Here is a 12,860-nt window from a genome sequence, read left to right on the forward strand (position 1 = left end):
CCGTTGGCACTGTTGTTTGCCGGCTTGGTGGTGTACGCGAGTTTGTACCCCTTCGCGGGCTGGCGTGTGCAGGGGGTTTCGCCGTTGGCGTTCTTGCAGGCGCCGCTGCCCGAGTACTGGACGGGCTTTGACGTTGCCTCCAACCTCCTCGGCTATGCGCCCCTGGGCTTCTTGCTGAGCATGGCGATGCTGCGGTCTGGCCTCGGGCGGTGGTCGTGGTGGCTGGCATTCGCCTTGCCCGCATTGCTGTCCTTGTCTGTGGAGACGCTGCAGAACTACTTGCCCATGCGGGTGCCTTCCAATGTCGACTTTGCGCTGAACACCGCCGGTGCGGCGGTGGGTGGAACGTTTGCATGGGCCATGGAGCGTGTGGGCATCTTGCGCCGCTGGAGCGCTTTTCGATCCAGTTGGTTTGAGCCGACAGCCCACGGGAGCTTGGTGCTGTTGGCCTTGTGGCCTCTGGCCTTGCTGTACCCGCTGCCAGTGCCGTTCGGGTTGGGCCAGGTTCTGGATCGGGTTGAGTCGGGTCTGATCTCCTCGCTGGACGACACGCCATTTCTCGCCTGGCTTCCTTTGCGCGTGGAGACGCCCGATCCGCTGAGTCCGCTGGCCGAGGCCTTCTGCGTTGCGCTGTGCCTGCTGTCTCCGATACTGCTGGGTTTTGCCGAGATGCGCTCGGTGTTCCGCCGTGGCGCCTTCATGCTCGTGCTTCTGGTTTGTGCCCTGGTGGCTGCAGGCTTGTCGGCGGCCCTCACTTACGGTCCTTCCCACGCCTGGGCATGGATCACGCCCCAGGTCGCATTGGGCATGGGGATCGCCTTGATGGCCGGCCTGGGCATGCTGGGTCTGCCGCGTCGGTTGTGTACCGTGGTGATGCTGCTGACCTTGTCGGTCTCGTTGACGCTGCTGAACCAGGCGCCCGACAGCCCTTATTTCGTTCAATCGCTGGAGGCGTGGGAGCAAGGGCGCTTCATCCGCTTCCACGGTTTGTCTCAGTGGCTCGGGTGGTTGTGGCCATTCGCCGCGCTGGTCTTTGGATTGCGCGCGGTGGCCCGCACACCAGGCCTCACCACTAAAATTCCGCCATGAGCGACAACAAACCCTACTACGAGCGACACATCTTCTTTTGCTTGAACCAGCGGGACGGTGGGGAGGCATCGTGCGCACAGCACCGCGCGCAGGCGGCGTTTGACCGATGCAAATCGCAAGCCAAGGCAATGGGTCTGACGGGTATCGGCAAGGTGCGGGTGAACAAAGCGGGTTGCCTGGACCGTTGTTCCGGCGGCCCGATCGCCGTGGTTTACCCTGAAGCTGTCTGGTACAGCTATGTGGACGAACAAGACATCGATGAGATTGTGCAATCGCATTTGCGCGACGGGGTGGTGGTGCAAAGGCTTTTGACGCCATCGGATGTGGGGCGCTGAAGGCGCAACCACTGTGAACGCGCAAACCGAATTCCGGAGCCTGGCGGGCCCGGTGGGCTCACTGGAGGTTGCGATCGATCGCCCTTCGGGTGATGTCCGCGGCGTCGCGGTGATCGCCCATCCCCATCCGCTGCACGGAGGCACGCTGACCAACAAGGTGGTTCAGACGCTGGCAAGGGCTTGTGTACAAAGCGGCTGGACGGCCGTGCGTTTCAACTTTCGTGGTGTCGGTCGGAGTGAGGGCGTGTACGACGAAGGTCGTGGAGAGCGGGATGACTTTCTGGCCGTCGTTGATGCTTTGGCGCCTTCGGGTCCGCTGTGCCTGGCGGGCTTCTCGTTTGGCGCATTCGTGACCAGCCATGCCGTTGCCCGCCTGCACGCGACGCGCGGTATCGAGCGTATCGTACTGGTCGGCACGGCAGCCAGCCGTTTCGACGTGGCGCCCGTTCCTGAGGAACTCCATGGCCGCACGCTGGTCATTCACGGCGAGCAGGATGACACGGTCTCTCTCTCATCCGTCATGGACTGGGCACGCCCCCAAGCCCTGCCGGTATTGGTGGTGCCCGCTGGAGGCCATTTTTTTCATGGTCAGCTCCCCTTGTTGCGGGACCTGGCAATGCGCCACTTGCGAGCTTGACCTCCTGCGGGTGGGTTGTTTTATTTGAAGGACTTGATTTTGTTGCGTCGATTTTTCTCTCACGTCGTATTCACTCTGGGCTTGGCGGTGAGCATGGCATTGCCCGCCCTGGCGCAGATGCCGGTGGCGCCGGAAGTGGCTGCGCGGGCTTACTTGCTGCTCGATGTCACCTCTGGCCAGGTCCTCGCGGCCAAAAACCCCGACCAGGCTGTCGAGCCCGCGTCGTTGACCAAGCTGATGAGCGCCTACCTGGTTTTTGACGCGCTCAAATCCGGCAAGATCACCCTCGCGCAAACCTTCGGCGTCAGTGAGCGTGCCTGGAAGACGCCGGGCTCTCGCATGTTTATCGACCCCAAGATGCAGGTGCCCGTTGAGGACTTGATCAAGGGCATGATTGTTCAATCGGGTAACGACGCAACCGTGGCGCTGGCCGAAGGCGTTGCCGGATCGGTCGAGCGTTTCGTGCAATTGATGAACGAGCAGGCCAAAGTCTTGGGCATGCCCTCGACGAGCTATCGCAACGTTGAAGGGTTGACCGAGGCTGGTCACACGACGACGGCGCGCGACCTTGCCACGCTGGCCACCCGGTTGATGGTGGACTTTCCGCAGTACGTGTCGTACTACGCCATCCAACGCTACCGCTATCCCGGTACGCCCGCGGCCAACGACACCAACCGCAACTTGTTGCTGTTTCGCGATCCTAGCGTCGATGGATTGAAGACCGGACATACCAACGCCGCAGGTTACTGCCTGGTTGCCACGGCGCGTCGCCAGGTGCCCGGGCTGGGTGAGGGGGCGCAAGGTCAGCGGCGTTTGGTCAGCGTGTTGCTGGGTGCTTCCAGCGAAAACGCGAGAGCGGCTGAAAGCCAGAAACTTCTTAACTGGGGCTATACCGCCTTCGATGCGGTGCGTCTCGTTCCTGTGGGTGAGCCGGTGGCTACGCCCCGCGTCTGGAAGGGCAAGGCCGATCAGGTGCGCTTGGGGCGCGCCGAGGGTGTTGTCGTGTCGGTGCCCGCGGGAGAGGGTGCCAAGCTCAAATCCGAGGTGGTGCGCCCAGAGCCGCTCGTGGCGCCGCTATTGCGTGGCCAATCTGTCGGGACTTTGCGCGTGACCCTGGCCAATGGTTCCCCCGTGGCTGAAATTCCTCTCTCGGTGTTGGACACCGTCGAAGAAAGCGGCATTGTGGGCCGTGCCTGGGACGCCATTCGTCTCTGGATCCAGTGATTCCCGCTCCGCGAATGGCGGCTTGCTGCGAGCTTTGCGATTGTCCAGATTTCGGCTGCGTGCTACATTAGAGGGCTTTTCGGAATCTTCCGAGGAGTTTTCGTTTTCGCTTTTTTCAAACGTTTAGGGACGTTTTAATGCCAACCATCAATCAACTCGTGCGCCACGGCCGGGAGGTCGAAAAGACCAAATCCAAGAGCCCGGCCATGGAAAACTCTCCGCAGCGTCGCGGTGTGTGCACCCGTGTGTACACCACGACCCCCAAGAAGCCCAACTCCGCTCTGCGCAAGGTCGCCAAGGTGCGCCTGACCAACGGTTTTGAGGTCATCTCCTACATCGGTGGCGAAGGTCACAACCTCCAGGAGCACAGCGTTGTGCTGGTCCGTGGTGGTCGTGTCAAGGACTTGCCCGGTGTGCGTTACCACATCGTGCGTGGTTCGCTTGACTTGCAAGGCGTGAAAGACCGCAAGCAGTCTCGCTCCAAATACGGTGCCAAGCGCCCCAAGAAGGCTTGATCGTTTGAAATTTCCAGTGTTTGTGCCGCCTGGCAGGTGGCTCAAGCGCAGTGGCCCACAACACGGAATCGTCCGTGCGGGTCGAGTAAGTGAGAGTTTTGCATGGCTCTCGCGGCCCTGAAAAGGTGCCAACTGAAGCAATATGAGGTGAAGAAATGCCACGTCGTCGCGAAGTCCCTAAACGTGAAATCCTGCCGGATCCCAAGTTCGGCAATGTCGAGCTCTCCAAGTTCATGAACGTGATCATGGAAGGCGGCAAGAAAGCAGTCGCCGAGCGCATCATTTATGGCGCGCTGGAGCAGATCGAGAAGAAGAGCGGCAAAGATCCGGTCGAAATCTTCTCGGTCGCCATCAACAACGTCAAGCCCATGGTGGAAGTGAAGTCCCGCCGCGTGGGTGGTGCCAACTACCAGGTGCCGGTTGAAGTTCGTCCTGTGCGCCGTCTGGCGCTGTCCATGCGTTGGATCAAGGAAGCCGCCCGCAAGCGCAGTGAGAAGTCCATGGCGCTGCGTCTGGCCAACGAGCTGATCGAGGCCACCGAAGGCCGTGGCGGCGCCATGAAGCGGCGCGATGAAGTGCACCGCATGGCCGAAGCCAACAAGGCGTTCAGCCACTTCCGCTTCTGATCCGGGCCTCGGCCCAGTAGAGCATCCAGAACCGAGAGCCCGTTCCCCTGTTGAGGGTGGCGGGCTCGATCCAATTTCGGAGTATTTCCATGTCCCGCACCACGCCCCTTGAGCGTTATCGCAACATTGGTATTTCCGCGCACATCGATGCCGGCAAGACCACCACCACCGAACGCATCCTGTTCTACACCGGTGTGAACCACAAGATCGGCGAAGTTCACGATGGCGCTGCCACCATGGACTGGATGGAGCAGGAGCAGGAGCGTGGCATCACGATCACGTCCGCTGCGACCACCTGCTTCTGGAAGGGCATGGACCTGTCCTACCCTGAGCACCGTTTCAACATCATCGACACCCCCGGCCACGTGGACTTCACCATTGAGGTGGAGCGTTCCATGCGCGTGCTGGACGGTGCCTGCATGGTGTATTGCGCTGTGGGTGGCGTGCAGCCCCAGTCGGAGACCGTCTGGCGCCAAGCCAACAAGTACAAGGTGCCGCGTCTGGCCTTCGTCAACAAGATGGACCGCACCGGTGCTAACTTCTTCAAGGTCCACGACCAGATGAAGCTGCGTCTGAAGGCCAACCCCGTGCCTATCGTGATCCCCATCGGCGCTGAAGACAACTTCAAGGGGGTGGTCGACCTCATCAAGATGAAGGCCATCATCTGGGATGACGCGTCCCAGGGCATGAAGTTCGAGTTCCAGGATATCCCGGCCGAGTTGCAGGAGCAGGCCAAGGAGTGGCGCGAGAAGATGCTTGAGGCTGCTGCCGAGTCCAGCGAAGAGCTGATGAACAAGTACCTTGAAGAAGGCGACCTGAGCGAAGCCGAGATCAAGCAAGGCATCCGTGCGCGCACGCTGGCCACGGAAATCCAGCCCATGCTGTGCGGCACCGCTTTCAAGAACAAGGGCGTGCAGCGCATGCTCGACGCCGTGATCGACTTCCTGCCTTCGCCGGTGGACATTCCCCCTGTTGGTGGTACCGACGACAACGAGGCGCCAACCACGCGCAAGGCGTCCGACGACGAAAAGCTGTCCGCGTTGGCGTTCAAGCTGATGACCGACCCGTACGTGGGTCAGCTCACGTTCGTGCGTGTGTACTCAGGCGTCCTGAAAAAGGGCGACTCTGTGTTCAACCCCGTCAAGGGCAAGAAAGAACGCATCGGCCGTATCGTGCAGATGCACGCGAACAATCGCCTTGAAGTGGAAGAAATCCGCGCCGGCGACATCGCTGCCTGCGTGGGCCTGAAGGACGTGACCACGGGTGAAACCCTGTGCGACCCAGATGCCATCATCATGCTCGAGCGCATGGTGTTCCCCGAGCCCGTGATCGCGCAGGCTGTGGAGCCCAAGACCAAGGCCGACCAGGAAAAGATGGGCATTGCGTTGCAACGCCTGGCGTCTGAAGATCCTTCGTTCCGCGTCAAGACCGACGAAGAGTCTGGCCAGACCATCATTTCCGGTATGGGCGAGCTGCACCTGGAAATCATCGTCGACCGCATGAAGCGCGAATTCGGCGTCGAAGCCAACGTCGGCAAGCCGCAGGTGGCCTACCGCGAAACGATTCGCAAGAGCGTGGACGAAGCGGAAGGCAAGTTCGTGCGCCAGTCGGGTGGTAAGGGTCAGTACGGCCACGTGGTGTTCAAGATCGAACCCAACGAAGCGGGCAAGGGCTTCGAGTTCGTCGATGCCATCAAGGGTGGTGTGGTGCCGCGTGAGTACATCCCTGCGGTGGAAAAGGGCGTGATCGAAGCGTTGAACTCCGGTGTGCTGGCGGGCTTCCCGGTGGTGGACGTCAAGGTCACGCTGCACTTCGGTTCGTACCATGACGTGGACTCGTCCGAAATGGCGTTCAAGATGGCCGCCATCTTCGGCTTCAAGGAAGGCTGCAAGAAGGCCAGCCCCGTCATCCTGGAACCCATGATGGCCGTGGAAGTGGAAACGCCCGAAGACTACGCCGGCAACGTGATGGGCGATCTGTCGAGCCGCCGCGGTATGGTGCAAGGCATGGAAGACATGGTCGGTGGCGGCAAGGCGATCAAGGCAGAAGTGCCTCTGTCGGAAATGTTTGGCTATTCGACGACGCTGCGTTCGATGTCGCAAGGTCGTGCCACCTACACGATGGAATTCAAGCACTACTCCGAAGCGCCGCGCAACGTGTCTGAAGCCATTGTGGCGGCACGCGCAAAGTAAGTCTGTTGGAGGGGCGGGTGCCTCGGGTGTCCTGTCCTCAACTGTAGTAAGCCGGTCTGCGACCGCACGCCGCCCTGTCCCCGTGCGGGGCGAATCAGCAGTGTGGTGCAGACCTTAAACCGTGACACGGGTTTTGTTCTTTAGGAATTGAAAATGGCAAAAGAGAAATTTGAGCGGACCAAGCCGCACGTGAACGTGGGCACGATTGGTCACGTTGACCACGGCAAGACGACGTTGACGGCGGCCATCACGACGGTGCTGGCGTCCAAATTCGGCGGTGCCGCCAAGGCTTACGACCAGATCGACGCGGCGCCCGAAGAAAAGGCTCGCGGCATCACCATCAACACCGCGCACGTGGAGTACGAGACGGCCAATCGTCACTACGCCCACGTGGACTGCCCCGGCCACGCCGACTATGTGAAGAACATGATCACGGGTGCTGCCCAGATGGATGGCGCCATCCTGGTGTGCTCGGCCGCTGACGGCCCGATGCCCCAGACCCGCGAGCACATTCTGTTGGCCCGTCAGGTGGGTGTGCCTTACATCATCGTGTTCCTCAACAAGTGCGACATGGTCGACGACGCCGAGCTGCTCGAGCTGGTCGAAATGGAAGTGCGCGAGCTGCTGGACAAGTACGAATTCCCGGGCGATGCGACCCCCATCATCCACGGCTCGGCCAAGCTTGCCCTGGAAGGTGACAAGGGCAAGCTGGGCGAAGAGGCCATCATGAAGCTGGCCGAAGCGTTGGACAGCTATATCCCCACGCCCGAGCGCGCGGTGGACGGTGCCTTCCTGATGCCGGTGGAAGACGTGTTCTCGATCTCGGGTCGTGGCACGGTGGTGACCGGTCGTATCGAGCGCGGTGTGGTCAAGGTGGGTGAGGAAATCGAAATCGTCGGTATCACCACCACCCAGAAGACCACCTGCACGGGCGTGGAAATGTTCCGCAAGCTGCTGGACCAGGGTCAGGCGGGCGACAACGTCGGTATCTTGCTGCGCGGCACCAAGCGCGAAGAAGTGCAGCGCGGCCAGGTGCTGTGCAAGCCCGGCTCGATCAAGCCGCACACGCACTTCACGGGTGAGGTGTATGTGCTGTCCAAGGACGAAGGTGGCCGTCACACGCCGTTCTTCAACAACTACCGCCCGCAGTTCTACTTCCGCACGACCGACGTGACTGGCTCGATCGAGCTGCCCGAAGGCAAGGAAATGGTGATGCCGGGTGACAACGTGTCGATCACGGTCAAGCTGATCGCCCCGATCGCCATGGAGGAAGGTCTGCGTTTTGCCATCCGCGAAGGCGGTCGTACCGTCGGCGCCGGCGTCGTCGCCAAGATCATTGCGTAAGGAGCGGCCATGTCGACCAAACAGAAAATCCGCATCCGTCTCAAGGCGTTCGACTACAAGCTGATCGACAGCTCGGCAGCCGAGATCGTGGACACCGCCAAGCGTACCGGTGCAATCGTCAAGGGTCCAGTGCCCCTGCCGACCCGCATGAAGCGTTTCGACATCCTGCGTTCGCCGCACGTCAACAAGACCAGCCGCGACCAGCTTGAGATCCGCACCCACCAGCGTCTGATGGACATCGTGGACCCGACCGACAAGACCGTCGACGCCCTGATGAAGCTCGACCTGCCGGCTGGCGTGGACGTCGAAATCAAGCTGCAATAACGCGCACTGTGATAAGCGTCGCTGGGTAATCGCCCAGTAGCGCTTGCGGAGAGTAAGCCCGCCGGGTATACTGTCGGGCTTTCCGACTTCTGGTCGGATATTTCGTGGCGCCGGTCGGCCTTGGGTCATCGGTCCTTAGAGCGGAACCCGGTTCCGCACCATCAGCCCCGGCCAATTGAAGTCGGGAACGGAGAAAACAATGAGTCTTAGCAACTCCCTCGGGTTGTTGGGTCGCAAGGTGGGCATGATGCGCCTGTTCACCGATGACGGGGACGCAGTGCCTGTCACGGTGGTCGACGTGTCGAACAACCGAGTGACACAAGTCAAAACCCTGGCCAACGATGGCTACGATGCGCTGCAGGTCACCTTTGGTGCTCGTCGTGCCTCTCGCGTGACCAAGCCCGAAGCAGGTCATCTGGCCAAGGCCGGTGTTGAAGCGGGTGAAGTCATCCAGGAATTCCGCGTCGCCTCCGACGTCGCCGCCCAGTACCAGCCAGGTGCTGTGGTGGCTCCCAACGCGATCTTCGCGGCGGGTCAAAAGGTGGATGTGCAAGGTACTTCGATCGGTAAAGGCTTCGCCGGTACCATCAAACGTCACAACTTCAGCTCGCAACGCGCGTCGCACGGCAACAGCCGTTCGCACAACGTGCCAGGCTCGATCTCCATGGCCCAGGATCCGGGCCGTGTGTTCCCCGGCAAGAAGATGACCGGGCACCTGGGCGATGTGACCAAGACCATCCAGAACCTCGACATCGTGCGCGTGGACGAAGCTCGTCAGCTGCTCATGATCCGCGGCGCAGTCCCCGGCGCCAACGGCGGTTTCCTGACCGTGCGTCCCGCCATCAAGGCCAAAGTGGCCAAGGGAGCGAACTGATGCAAGTTGAACTCCTGAATGACCAGGGACAGGCCTCGTCCAATGTGGACGTGCCTGAGACCGTGTTTGGTCGCGACTACAACGAAGCCCTGATCCACCAACTCGTGGTGGCTTACCAAGCGAACGCCCGTCAAGGTACGCGTGCTCAAAAAGACCGTCAGATGGTCAAGCACTCGACCAAGAAGCCGTTCAAGCAAAAGGGCACGGGCCGCGCTCGCGCCGGTATGACGTCTTCCCCGCTGTGGCGCGGAGGCGGTCGCATCTTCCCGAACAGCCCTGACGAGAATTTCACCCAGAAGCTCAACAAGAAGATGTACCGCGCCGGCATGGCCTCCATCTTCTCGCAGCTGGTGCGCGAAGGCCGTCTGGCCGTGGTCGATTCCATCAAGGTGGACTCGCCCAAGACCAAGCAGCTGGCCGACAAATTCAAGGCCATGAACCTGCAATCGGTGCTGGTGATTGCTGACGAAGTCGACGAAAACCTGTACCTCGCCTCGCGCAACCTGCCCAACGTGCTGGTGGTCGAGCCGCGTTACGCCGACCCGCTGTCGCTGGTGCATTACAAGAAGGTCATCGTCACCAAGGCGGCGATTGACCAGCTCAAGGAGATGTTCGCATGAGCGTCACAAAATACGACGAAGGTCGCCTGATGCAGGTTCTCGTGGCGCCGATCGTGTCCGAGAAGGCTACCCAGGTCGCCGAGCAAACCAACGCCGTGATGTTCAAGGTGTTGCGCGATGCCTCCAAGCCCGAGATCAAAGCCGCCGTCGAACTGATGTTCAAGGTCCAGGTCAAGGGTGTTTCCGTGCTCAACCAGAAGGGCAAGTCCAAGCGCTTTGGCAAGACGATGGGTCGTCGTGACCACGTCCGCAAGGCCTATGTGACGCTGATGCCAGGTCAAGAGCTGAACTTTGGTGGAGAGGGCGCTTAATCATGGCTGTCATCAAGATGAAACCGACTTCACCAGGCCGTCGTGGCATGGTGAAGGTCACGCGTGACCAGCTGCACAAGGGTGCAGGTTTTGCGCCCCTGCTGGAACCCCAGTTCCAGAAGGCCGGCCGCAACAACAATGGTCACATCACCACCCGCCACAAGGGCGGTGGTCACAAGCACCACTACCGTGTCGTCGACTTCCGTCGTGACAAGGATGGCATTCCGGCCAAGGTCGAACGCATTGAGTACGATCCGAACCGCACGGCGCACATTGCGCTGATGTGCTACGCCGATGGCGAGCGCCGTTACATCATCGCCCCGCGTGGCGTTGAAGTGGGTGCCACCCTGCTGTCGGGCTCGGAGTCGCCGATCCGCGTGGGCAACACCCTGCCGATCCGCAACATTCCAGTGGGTTCGACCATTCACTGCATCGAGCTGCAAGTGGGCAAGGGCGCACAAATCGCCCGTTCCGCTGGCGCCTCGGCTGTACTGCTGGCCCGCGAAGGCATCTACGCTCAGGTGCGCATGCGCTCGGGCGAAGTGCGCAAGGTCCATGTGGACTGCCGCGCCACCATCGGCGAAGTGTCCAACCAGGAACACAGTCTGCGCCAACTGGGCAAGGCCGGTGTGAAGCGCCACATGGGCATCCGTCCGACCGTTCGCGGCACCGCGATGAACCCGATCGACCACCCGCACGGTGGTGGTGAAGGCAAGACCGGCGAAGGCCGCGCGCCGGTGGATCCGTGGGGCAACCTGACCAAGGGTTATCGCACCCGCAACAACCGCCGCACGCAGTCGATGATCGTCTCGCGTCGCAAGAAGTAAAGGGTTGACAACATGACTCGCTCACTCAAAAAAGGTCCGTTTGTCGACCACCACCTGATGGCCAAGGTTGAAAAAGCCCAAGCTACCAAGGATAAAAAGCCCGTCAAGACTTGGTCGCGCCGTTCGATGGTCCTGCCCGATTTCATCGGCCTGACCATCGCCGTACACAACGGCAAGCAGCACGTGCCCGTGTACATCACCGATCAAATGGTGGGACACAAGCTCGGCGAGTTCTCGCTGACGCGCACGTTCAAGGGCCACCCGGCCGACAAAAAAGCGAAGAAGTAAGGACTAACCATGGAAACCCGTTCAATCGTTCGAGGCGTTCGCCTCTCGGTCGACAAAGGCCGACTGGTTGCTGACCTGATTCGCGGCAAGAAGGTCGACCAGGCCCTCAACATCCTGGCGTTCACGCAGAAGAAGGCCGCTGGCATTGTCAAGAAAGCTCTTGAGTCCGCTATCGCCAACGCTGAACACAACGACGGTGCTGACATCGACGAATTGAAGGTCAAGACCATCTACGTCGAGCAAGGCACCACGCTCAAGCGCTTCTCGGCCCGCGCCAAAGGCCGCGGCAACCGCATCAGCAAACCCACGTGTCACATCTATGTGACGGTTGGCAACTGAAGAGGTCACAGGAATATGGGACAGAAAATCAACCCCACCGGGTTCCGCCTCGCCGTTTCGCGCAACTGGGCCAGCCGTTGGTACGCCAGCAACCGTGACTTCGCCGGCATGCTCGCCGAAGATGTCAAGGTGCGCGAGTACCTCAAGGGCAAGCTGAAGAACGCCGCCGTTTCGCGCGTCGTGATCGAGCGCCCCGCCAAGAACGCCCGCATCACCATTTACTCGGCACGTCCGGGTGTGGTGATCGGCAAGAAAGGCGAAGACATCGAGAAGCTGAAGAAGGAGCTAGCCGCCAAGTTGGGTGTGCCGGTTGCGGTCAACATCGAAGAAGTGCGCAAGCCTGAAATCGATGCCAAGCTGATCGCCGACAGCATTACCCAGCAGCTTGAAAAGCGCATCATGTTCCGTCGTGCCATGAAGCGCGCCATGCAGAACGCGATGCGTCTGGGCGCGCAAGGCATCAAGATCATGTCGTCGGGCCGTCTCAACGGTATCGAAATCGCCCGTTGCGAGTGGTACCGCGAAGGTCGCGTACCGCTTCACACCCTGCGCGCCGACATCGACTACGGCACGTCCGAAGCCAAGACCACCTACGGCATCATTGGTGTCAAGGTCTGGGTCTACAAGGGTGACACCCTCGGCCGCAACGACGCACCTGTCGCCGCCGAGCCGCGTGTCGAAGAAGAGCGTCGTCCGCGCGGTCCGCGCCGTGAGCGTCCAGCAGGTCCTCCTGCCCGAGCTGCGGTTCGCCGCCCTGGCGCCAACGCCGCTCCGGCCGATGGCAGCGACAAGCCTGCCGAGGCCACAGCCGGCACCGAAACCAAACCCGCCGTTAAGCGCGTTCGCAAAGACGCCGCGCCCGCATCTGCAGCTGCGGACGGCAAAGGAGAATAAACATGTTGCAACCTGCTCGCCGCAAGTTCCGCAAAGAACAAAAAGGCCGCAATACCGGCGTTGCCACCAGTGGCGCTACCGTCGCTTTTGGCGACTTCGGCCTGAAGTCGACCGACCGTGGTCGTCTGACGGCCCGTCAGATCGAGGCCGCACGCCGTGCGATCTCCCGTCACGTGAAGCGTGGCGGCCGCATCTGGATTCGCGTGTTCCCGGACAAGCCAATCTCCAACAAGCCTGCCGAAGTCCGTATGGGCAACGGTAAGGGTTCTGTGGAGTACTACGTGGCCGAGATCCAGCCTGGCAAGGTGCTGTACGAGATCGTGGGCGTGCCTGAACAGCTGGCACGCGAAGCGTTCACGCTGGCTGCTGCCAAGCTTCCGTTGCGCACCACGTTCGTGACGCGCATGTTGGGTCAGTGATT

Annotated in this window: 17 protein-coding genes; all 17 read left to right on the forward strand. The window is 61.0% G+C overall.

The window, feature by feature from the left end:
- Positions 1-3 precede the first annotated feature (3 nt).
- The 17 genes from F9K07_RS02335 (at position 4) to rplP (ending at position 12,858) form a co-directional block, all read left to right on the forward strand.
- On the forward strand, positions 4-1,089 hold the full coding sequence (locus tag F9K07_RS02335; RefSeq protein ID WP_236581780.1) for a VanZ family protein: 1,086 nt from the start codon (positions 4-6) through the stop codon (positions 1,087-1,089).
- On the forward strand, positions 1,086-1,424 hold the full coding sequence (locus F9K07_RS02340) for a (2Fe-2S) ferredoxin domain-containing protein (protein ID WP_159589012.1): 339 nt from the start codon (positions 1,086-1,088) through the stop codon (positions 1,422-1,424). Before F9K07_RS02335 ends, F9K07_RS02340 begins: the two co-directional genes overlap by 4 nt.
- A gap of 13 nt (positions 1,425-1,437) precedes the next feature.
- A complete protein-coding gene (locus F9K07_RS02345; RefSeq protein ID WP_159589014.1) occupies positions 1,438-2,061 on the forward strand; it encodes an alpha/beta hydrolase in 624 nt (207 codons plus the stop codon).
- A 93-nt stretch (positions 2,062-2,154) separates the two neighbouring features.
- Positions 2,155-3,285, forward strand: coding sequence for a D-alanyl-D-alanine carboxypeptidase family protein (locus tag F9K07_RS02350; RefSeq protein ID WP_159589016.1), 1,131 nt, complete (start codon positions 2,155-2,157; stop codon positions 3,283-3,285).
- A gap of 137 nt (positions 3,286-3,422) precedes the next feature.
- Positions 3,423-3,800: a 30S ribosomal protein S12 gene (rpsL, locus tag F9K07_RS02355; protein ID WP_068169701.1), complete on the forward strand. Its 378-nt coding sequence runs from the start codon at positions 3,423-3,425 to the stop codon at positions 3,798-3,800.
- A 155-nt stretch (positions 3,801-3,955) separates the two neighbouring features.
- Positions 3,956-4,426, forward strand: a complete 471-nt coding sequence (gene rpsG, locus F9K07_RS02360) for a 30S ribosomal protein S7 (protein ID WP_137918320.1) — start codon at positions 3,956-3,958, stop codon at positions 4,424-4,426.
- 89 nt (positions 4,427-4,515) lie between these two features.
- A complete protein-coding gene (fusA, locus tag F9K07_RS02365; protein WP_159589018.1) occupies positions 4,516-6,618 on the forward strand; it encodes an elongation factor G in 2,103 nt (700 codons plus the stop codon).
- Between the two features lie 153 nt (positions 6,619-6,771).
- Positions 6,772-7,962, forward strand: coding sequence for an elongation factor Tu (gene tuf / locus F9K07_RS02370; RefSeq protein ID WP_159589020.1), 1,191 nt, complete (start codon positions 6,772-6,774; stop codon positions 7,960-7,962).
- Positions 7,963-7,971: 9 nt separating this feature from the next.
- The gene (gene rpsJ, locus F9K07_RS02375) at positions 7,972-8,286 is read left to right on the forward strand and encodes a 30S ribosomal protein S10 (protein ID WP_056266806.1); all 315 of its coding nucleotides are present in this window, start codon (positions 7,972-7,974) and stop codon (positions 8,284-8,286) included.
- 199 nt (positions 8,287-8,485) lie between these two features.
- A complete protein-coding gene (gene rplC / locus F9K07_RS02380) occupies positions 8,486-9,160 on the forward strand; it encodes a 50S ribosomal protein L3 (protein WP_159589022.1) in 675 nt (224 codons plus the stop codon).
- The gene (gene rplD / locus F9K07_RS02385) at positions 9,160-9,780 is read left to right on the forward strand and encodes a 50S ribosomal protein L4 (RefSeq protein WP_159589024.1); all 621 of its coding nucleotides are present in this window, start codon (positions 9,160-9,162) and stop codon (positions 9,778-9,780) included. Before rplC ends, rplD begins: the two co-directional genes overlap by 1 nt.
- A complete protein-coding gene (rplW, locus tag F9K07_RS02390; RefSeq protein ID WP_159589026.1) occupies positions 9,777-10,091 on the forward strand; it encodes a 50S ribosomal protein L23 in 315 nt (104 codons plus the stop codon). The genes rplD and rplW overlap by 4 nt, the downstream gene beginning before the upstream one ends.
- 2 nt (positions 10,092-10,093) lie before the next feature.
- Positions 10,094-10,918, forward strand: coding sequence for a 50S ribosomal protein L2 (gene rplB, locus F9K07_RS02395; protein ID WP_137918323.1), 825 nt, complete (start codon positions 10,094-10,096; stop codon positions 10,916-10,918).
- 12 nt (positions 10,919-10,930) lie between these two features.
- Entirely contained in the window at positions 10,931-11,206 is a 276-nt protein-coding gene (gene rpsS / locus F9K07_RS02400) for a 30S ribosomal protein S19 (RefSeq protein ID WP_137918324.1), read from the forward strand.
- 9 nt (positions 11,207-11,215) lie between these two features.
- A complete protein-coding gene (gene rplV / locus F9K07_RS02405) occupies positions 11,216-11,545 on the forward strand; it encodes a 50S ribosomal protein L22 (protein ID WP_137918325.1) in 330 nt (109 codons plus the stop codon).
- A 15-nt stretch (positions 11,546-11,560) separates the two neighbouring features.
- Positions 11,561-12,439, forward strand: a complete 879-nt coding sequence (gene rpsC / locus F9K07_RS02410) for a 30S ribosomal protein S3 (protein ID WP_159589028.1) — start codon at positions 11,561-11,563, stop codon at positions 12,437-12,439.
- A 2-nt stretch (positions 12,440-12,441) separates the two neighbouring features.
- Positions 12,442-12,858, forward strand: coding sequence for a 50S ribosomal protein L16 (rplP, locus tag F9K07_RS02415; protein ID WP_066272355.1), 417 nt, complete (start codon positions 12,442-12,444; stop codon positions 12,856-12,858).
- The last annotated feature ends 2 nt before the right edge of the window (positions 12,859-12,860 follow it).

The organism is Hydrogenophaga sp. BPS33, assembly GCF_009859475.1.
Lineage (GTDB): Bacteria > Pseudomonadota > Gammaproteobacteria > Burkholderiales > Burkholderiaceae_C > Hydrogenophaga.

Coding starts and splice junctions, on each gene's coding strand:
- rplP (WP_066272355.1), top strand. CDS start 12,442: ATGTTGCAACCTGCTCGCCGCAAGTTCCGCAAAGAACAAAAAGGCCGC.
- rplW (WP_159589026.1), top strand. CDS start 9,777: ATGAGCGTCACAAAATACGACGAAGGTCGCCTGATGCAGGTTCTCGTG.
- rpsS (WP_137918324.1), top strand. CDS start 10,931: ATGACTCGCTCACTCAAAAAAGGTCCGTTTGTCGACCACCACCTGATG.
- rplV (WP_137918325.1), top strand. CDS start 11,216: ATGGAAACCCGTTCAATCGTTCGAGGCGTTCGCCTCTCGGTCGACAAA.
- fusA (WP_159589018.1), top strand. CDS start 4,516: ATGTCCCGCACCACGCCCCTTGAGCGTTATCGCAACATTGGTATTTCC.
- rpsG (WP_137918320.1), top strand. CDS start 3,956: ATGCCACGTCGTCGCGAAGTCCCTAAACGTGAAATCCTGCCGGATCCC.
- rplD (WP_159589024.1), top strand. CDS start 9,160: ATGCAAGTTGAACTCCTGAATGACCAGGGACAGGCCTCGTCCAATGTG.
- rpsL (WP_068169701.1), top strand. CDS start 3,423: ATGCCAACCATCAATCAACTCGTGCGCCACGGCCGGGAGGTCGAAAAG.
- F9K07_RS02350 (WP_159589016.1), top strand. CDS start 2,155: ATGGCATTGCCCGCCCTGGCGCAGATGCCGGTGGCGCCGGAAGTGGCT.
- rpsC (WP_159589028.1), top strand. CDS start 11,561: ATGGGACAGAAAATCAACCCCACCGGGTTCCGCCTCGCCGTTTCGCGC.
- tuf (WP_159589020.1), top strand. CDS start 6,772: ATGGCAAAAGAGAAATTTGAGCGGACCAAGCCGCACGTGAACGTGGGC.
- rpsJ (WP_056266806.1), top strand. CDS start 7,972: ATGTCGACCAAACAGAAAATCCGCATCCGTCTCAAGGCGTTCGACTAC.
- F9K07_RS02340 (WP_159589012.1), top strand. CDS start 1,086: ATGAGCGACAACAAACCCTACTACGAGCGACACATCTTCTTTTGCTTG.
- rplB (WP_137918323.1), top strand. CDS start 10,094: ATGGCTGTCATCAAGATGAAACCGACTTCACCAGGCCGTCGTGGCATG.
- rplC (WP_159589022.1), top strand. CDS start 8,486: ATGAGTCTTAGCAACTCCCTCGGGTTGTTGGGTCGCAAGGTGGGCATG.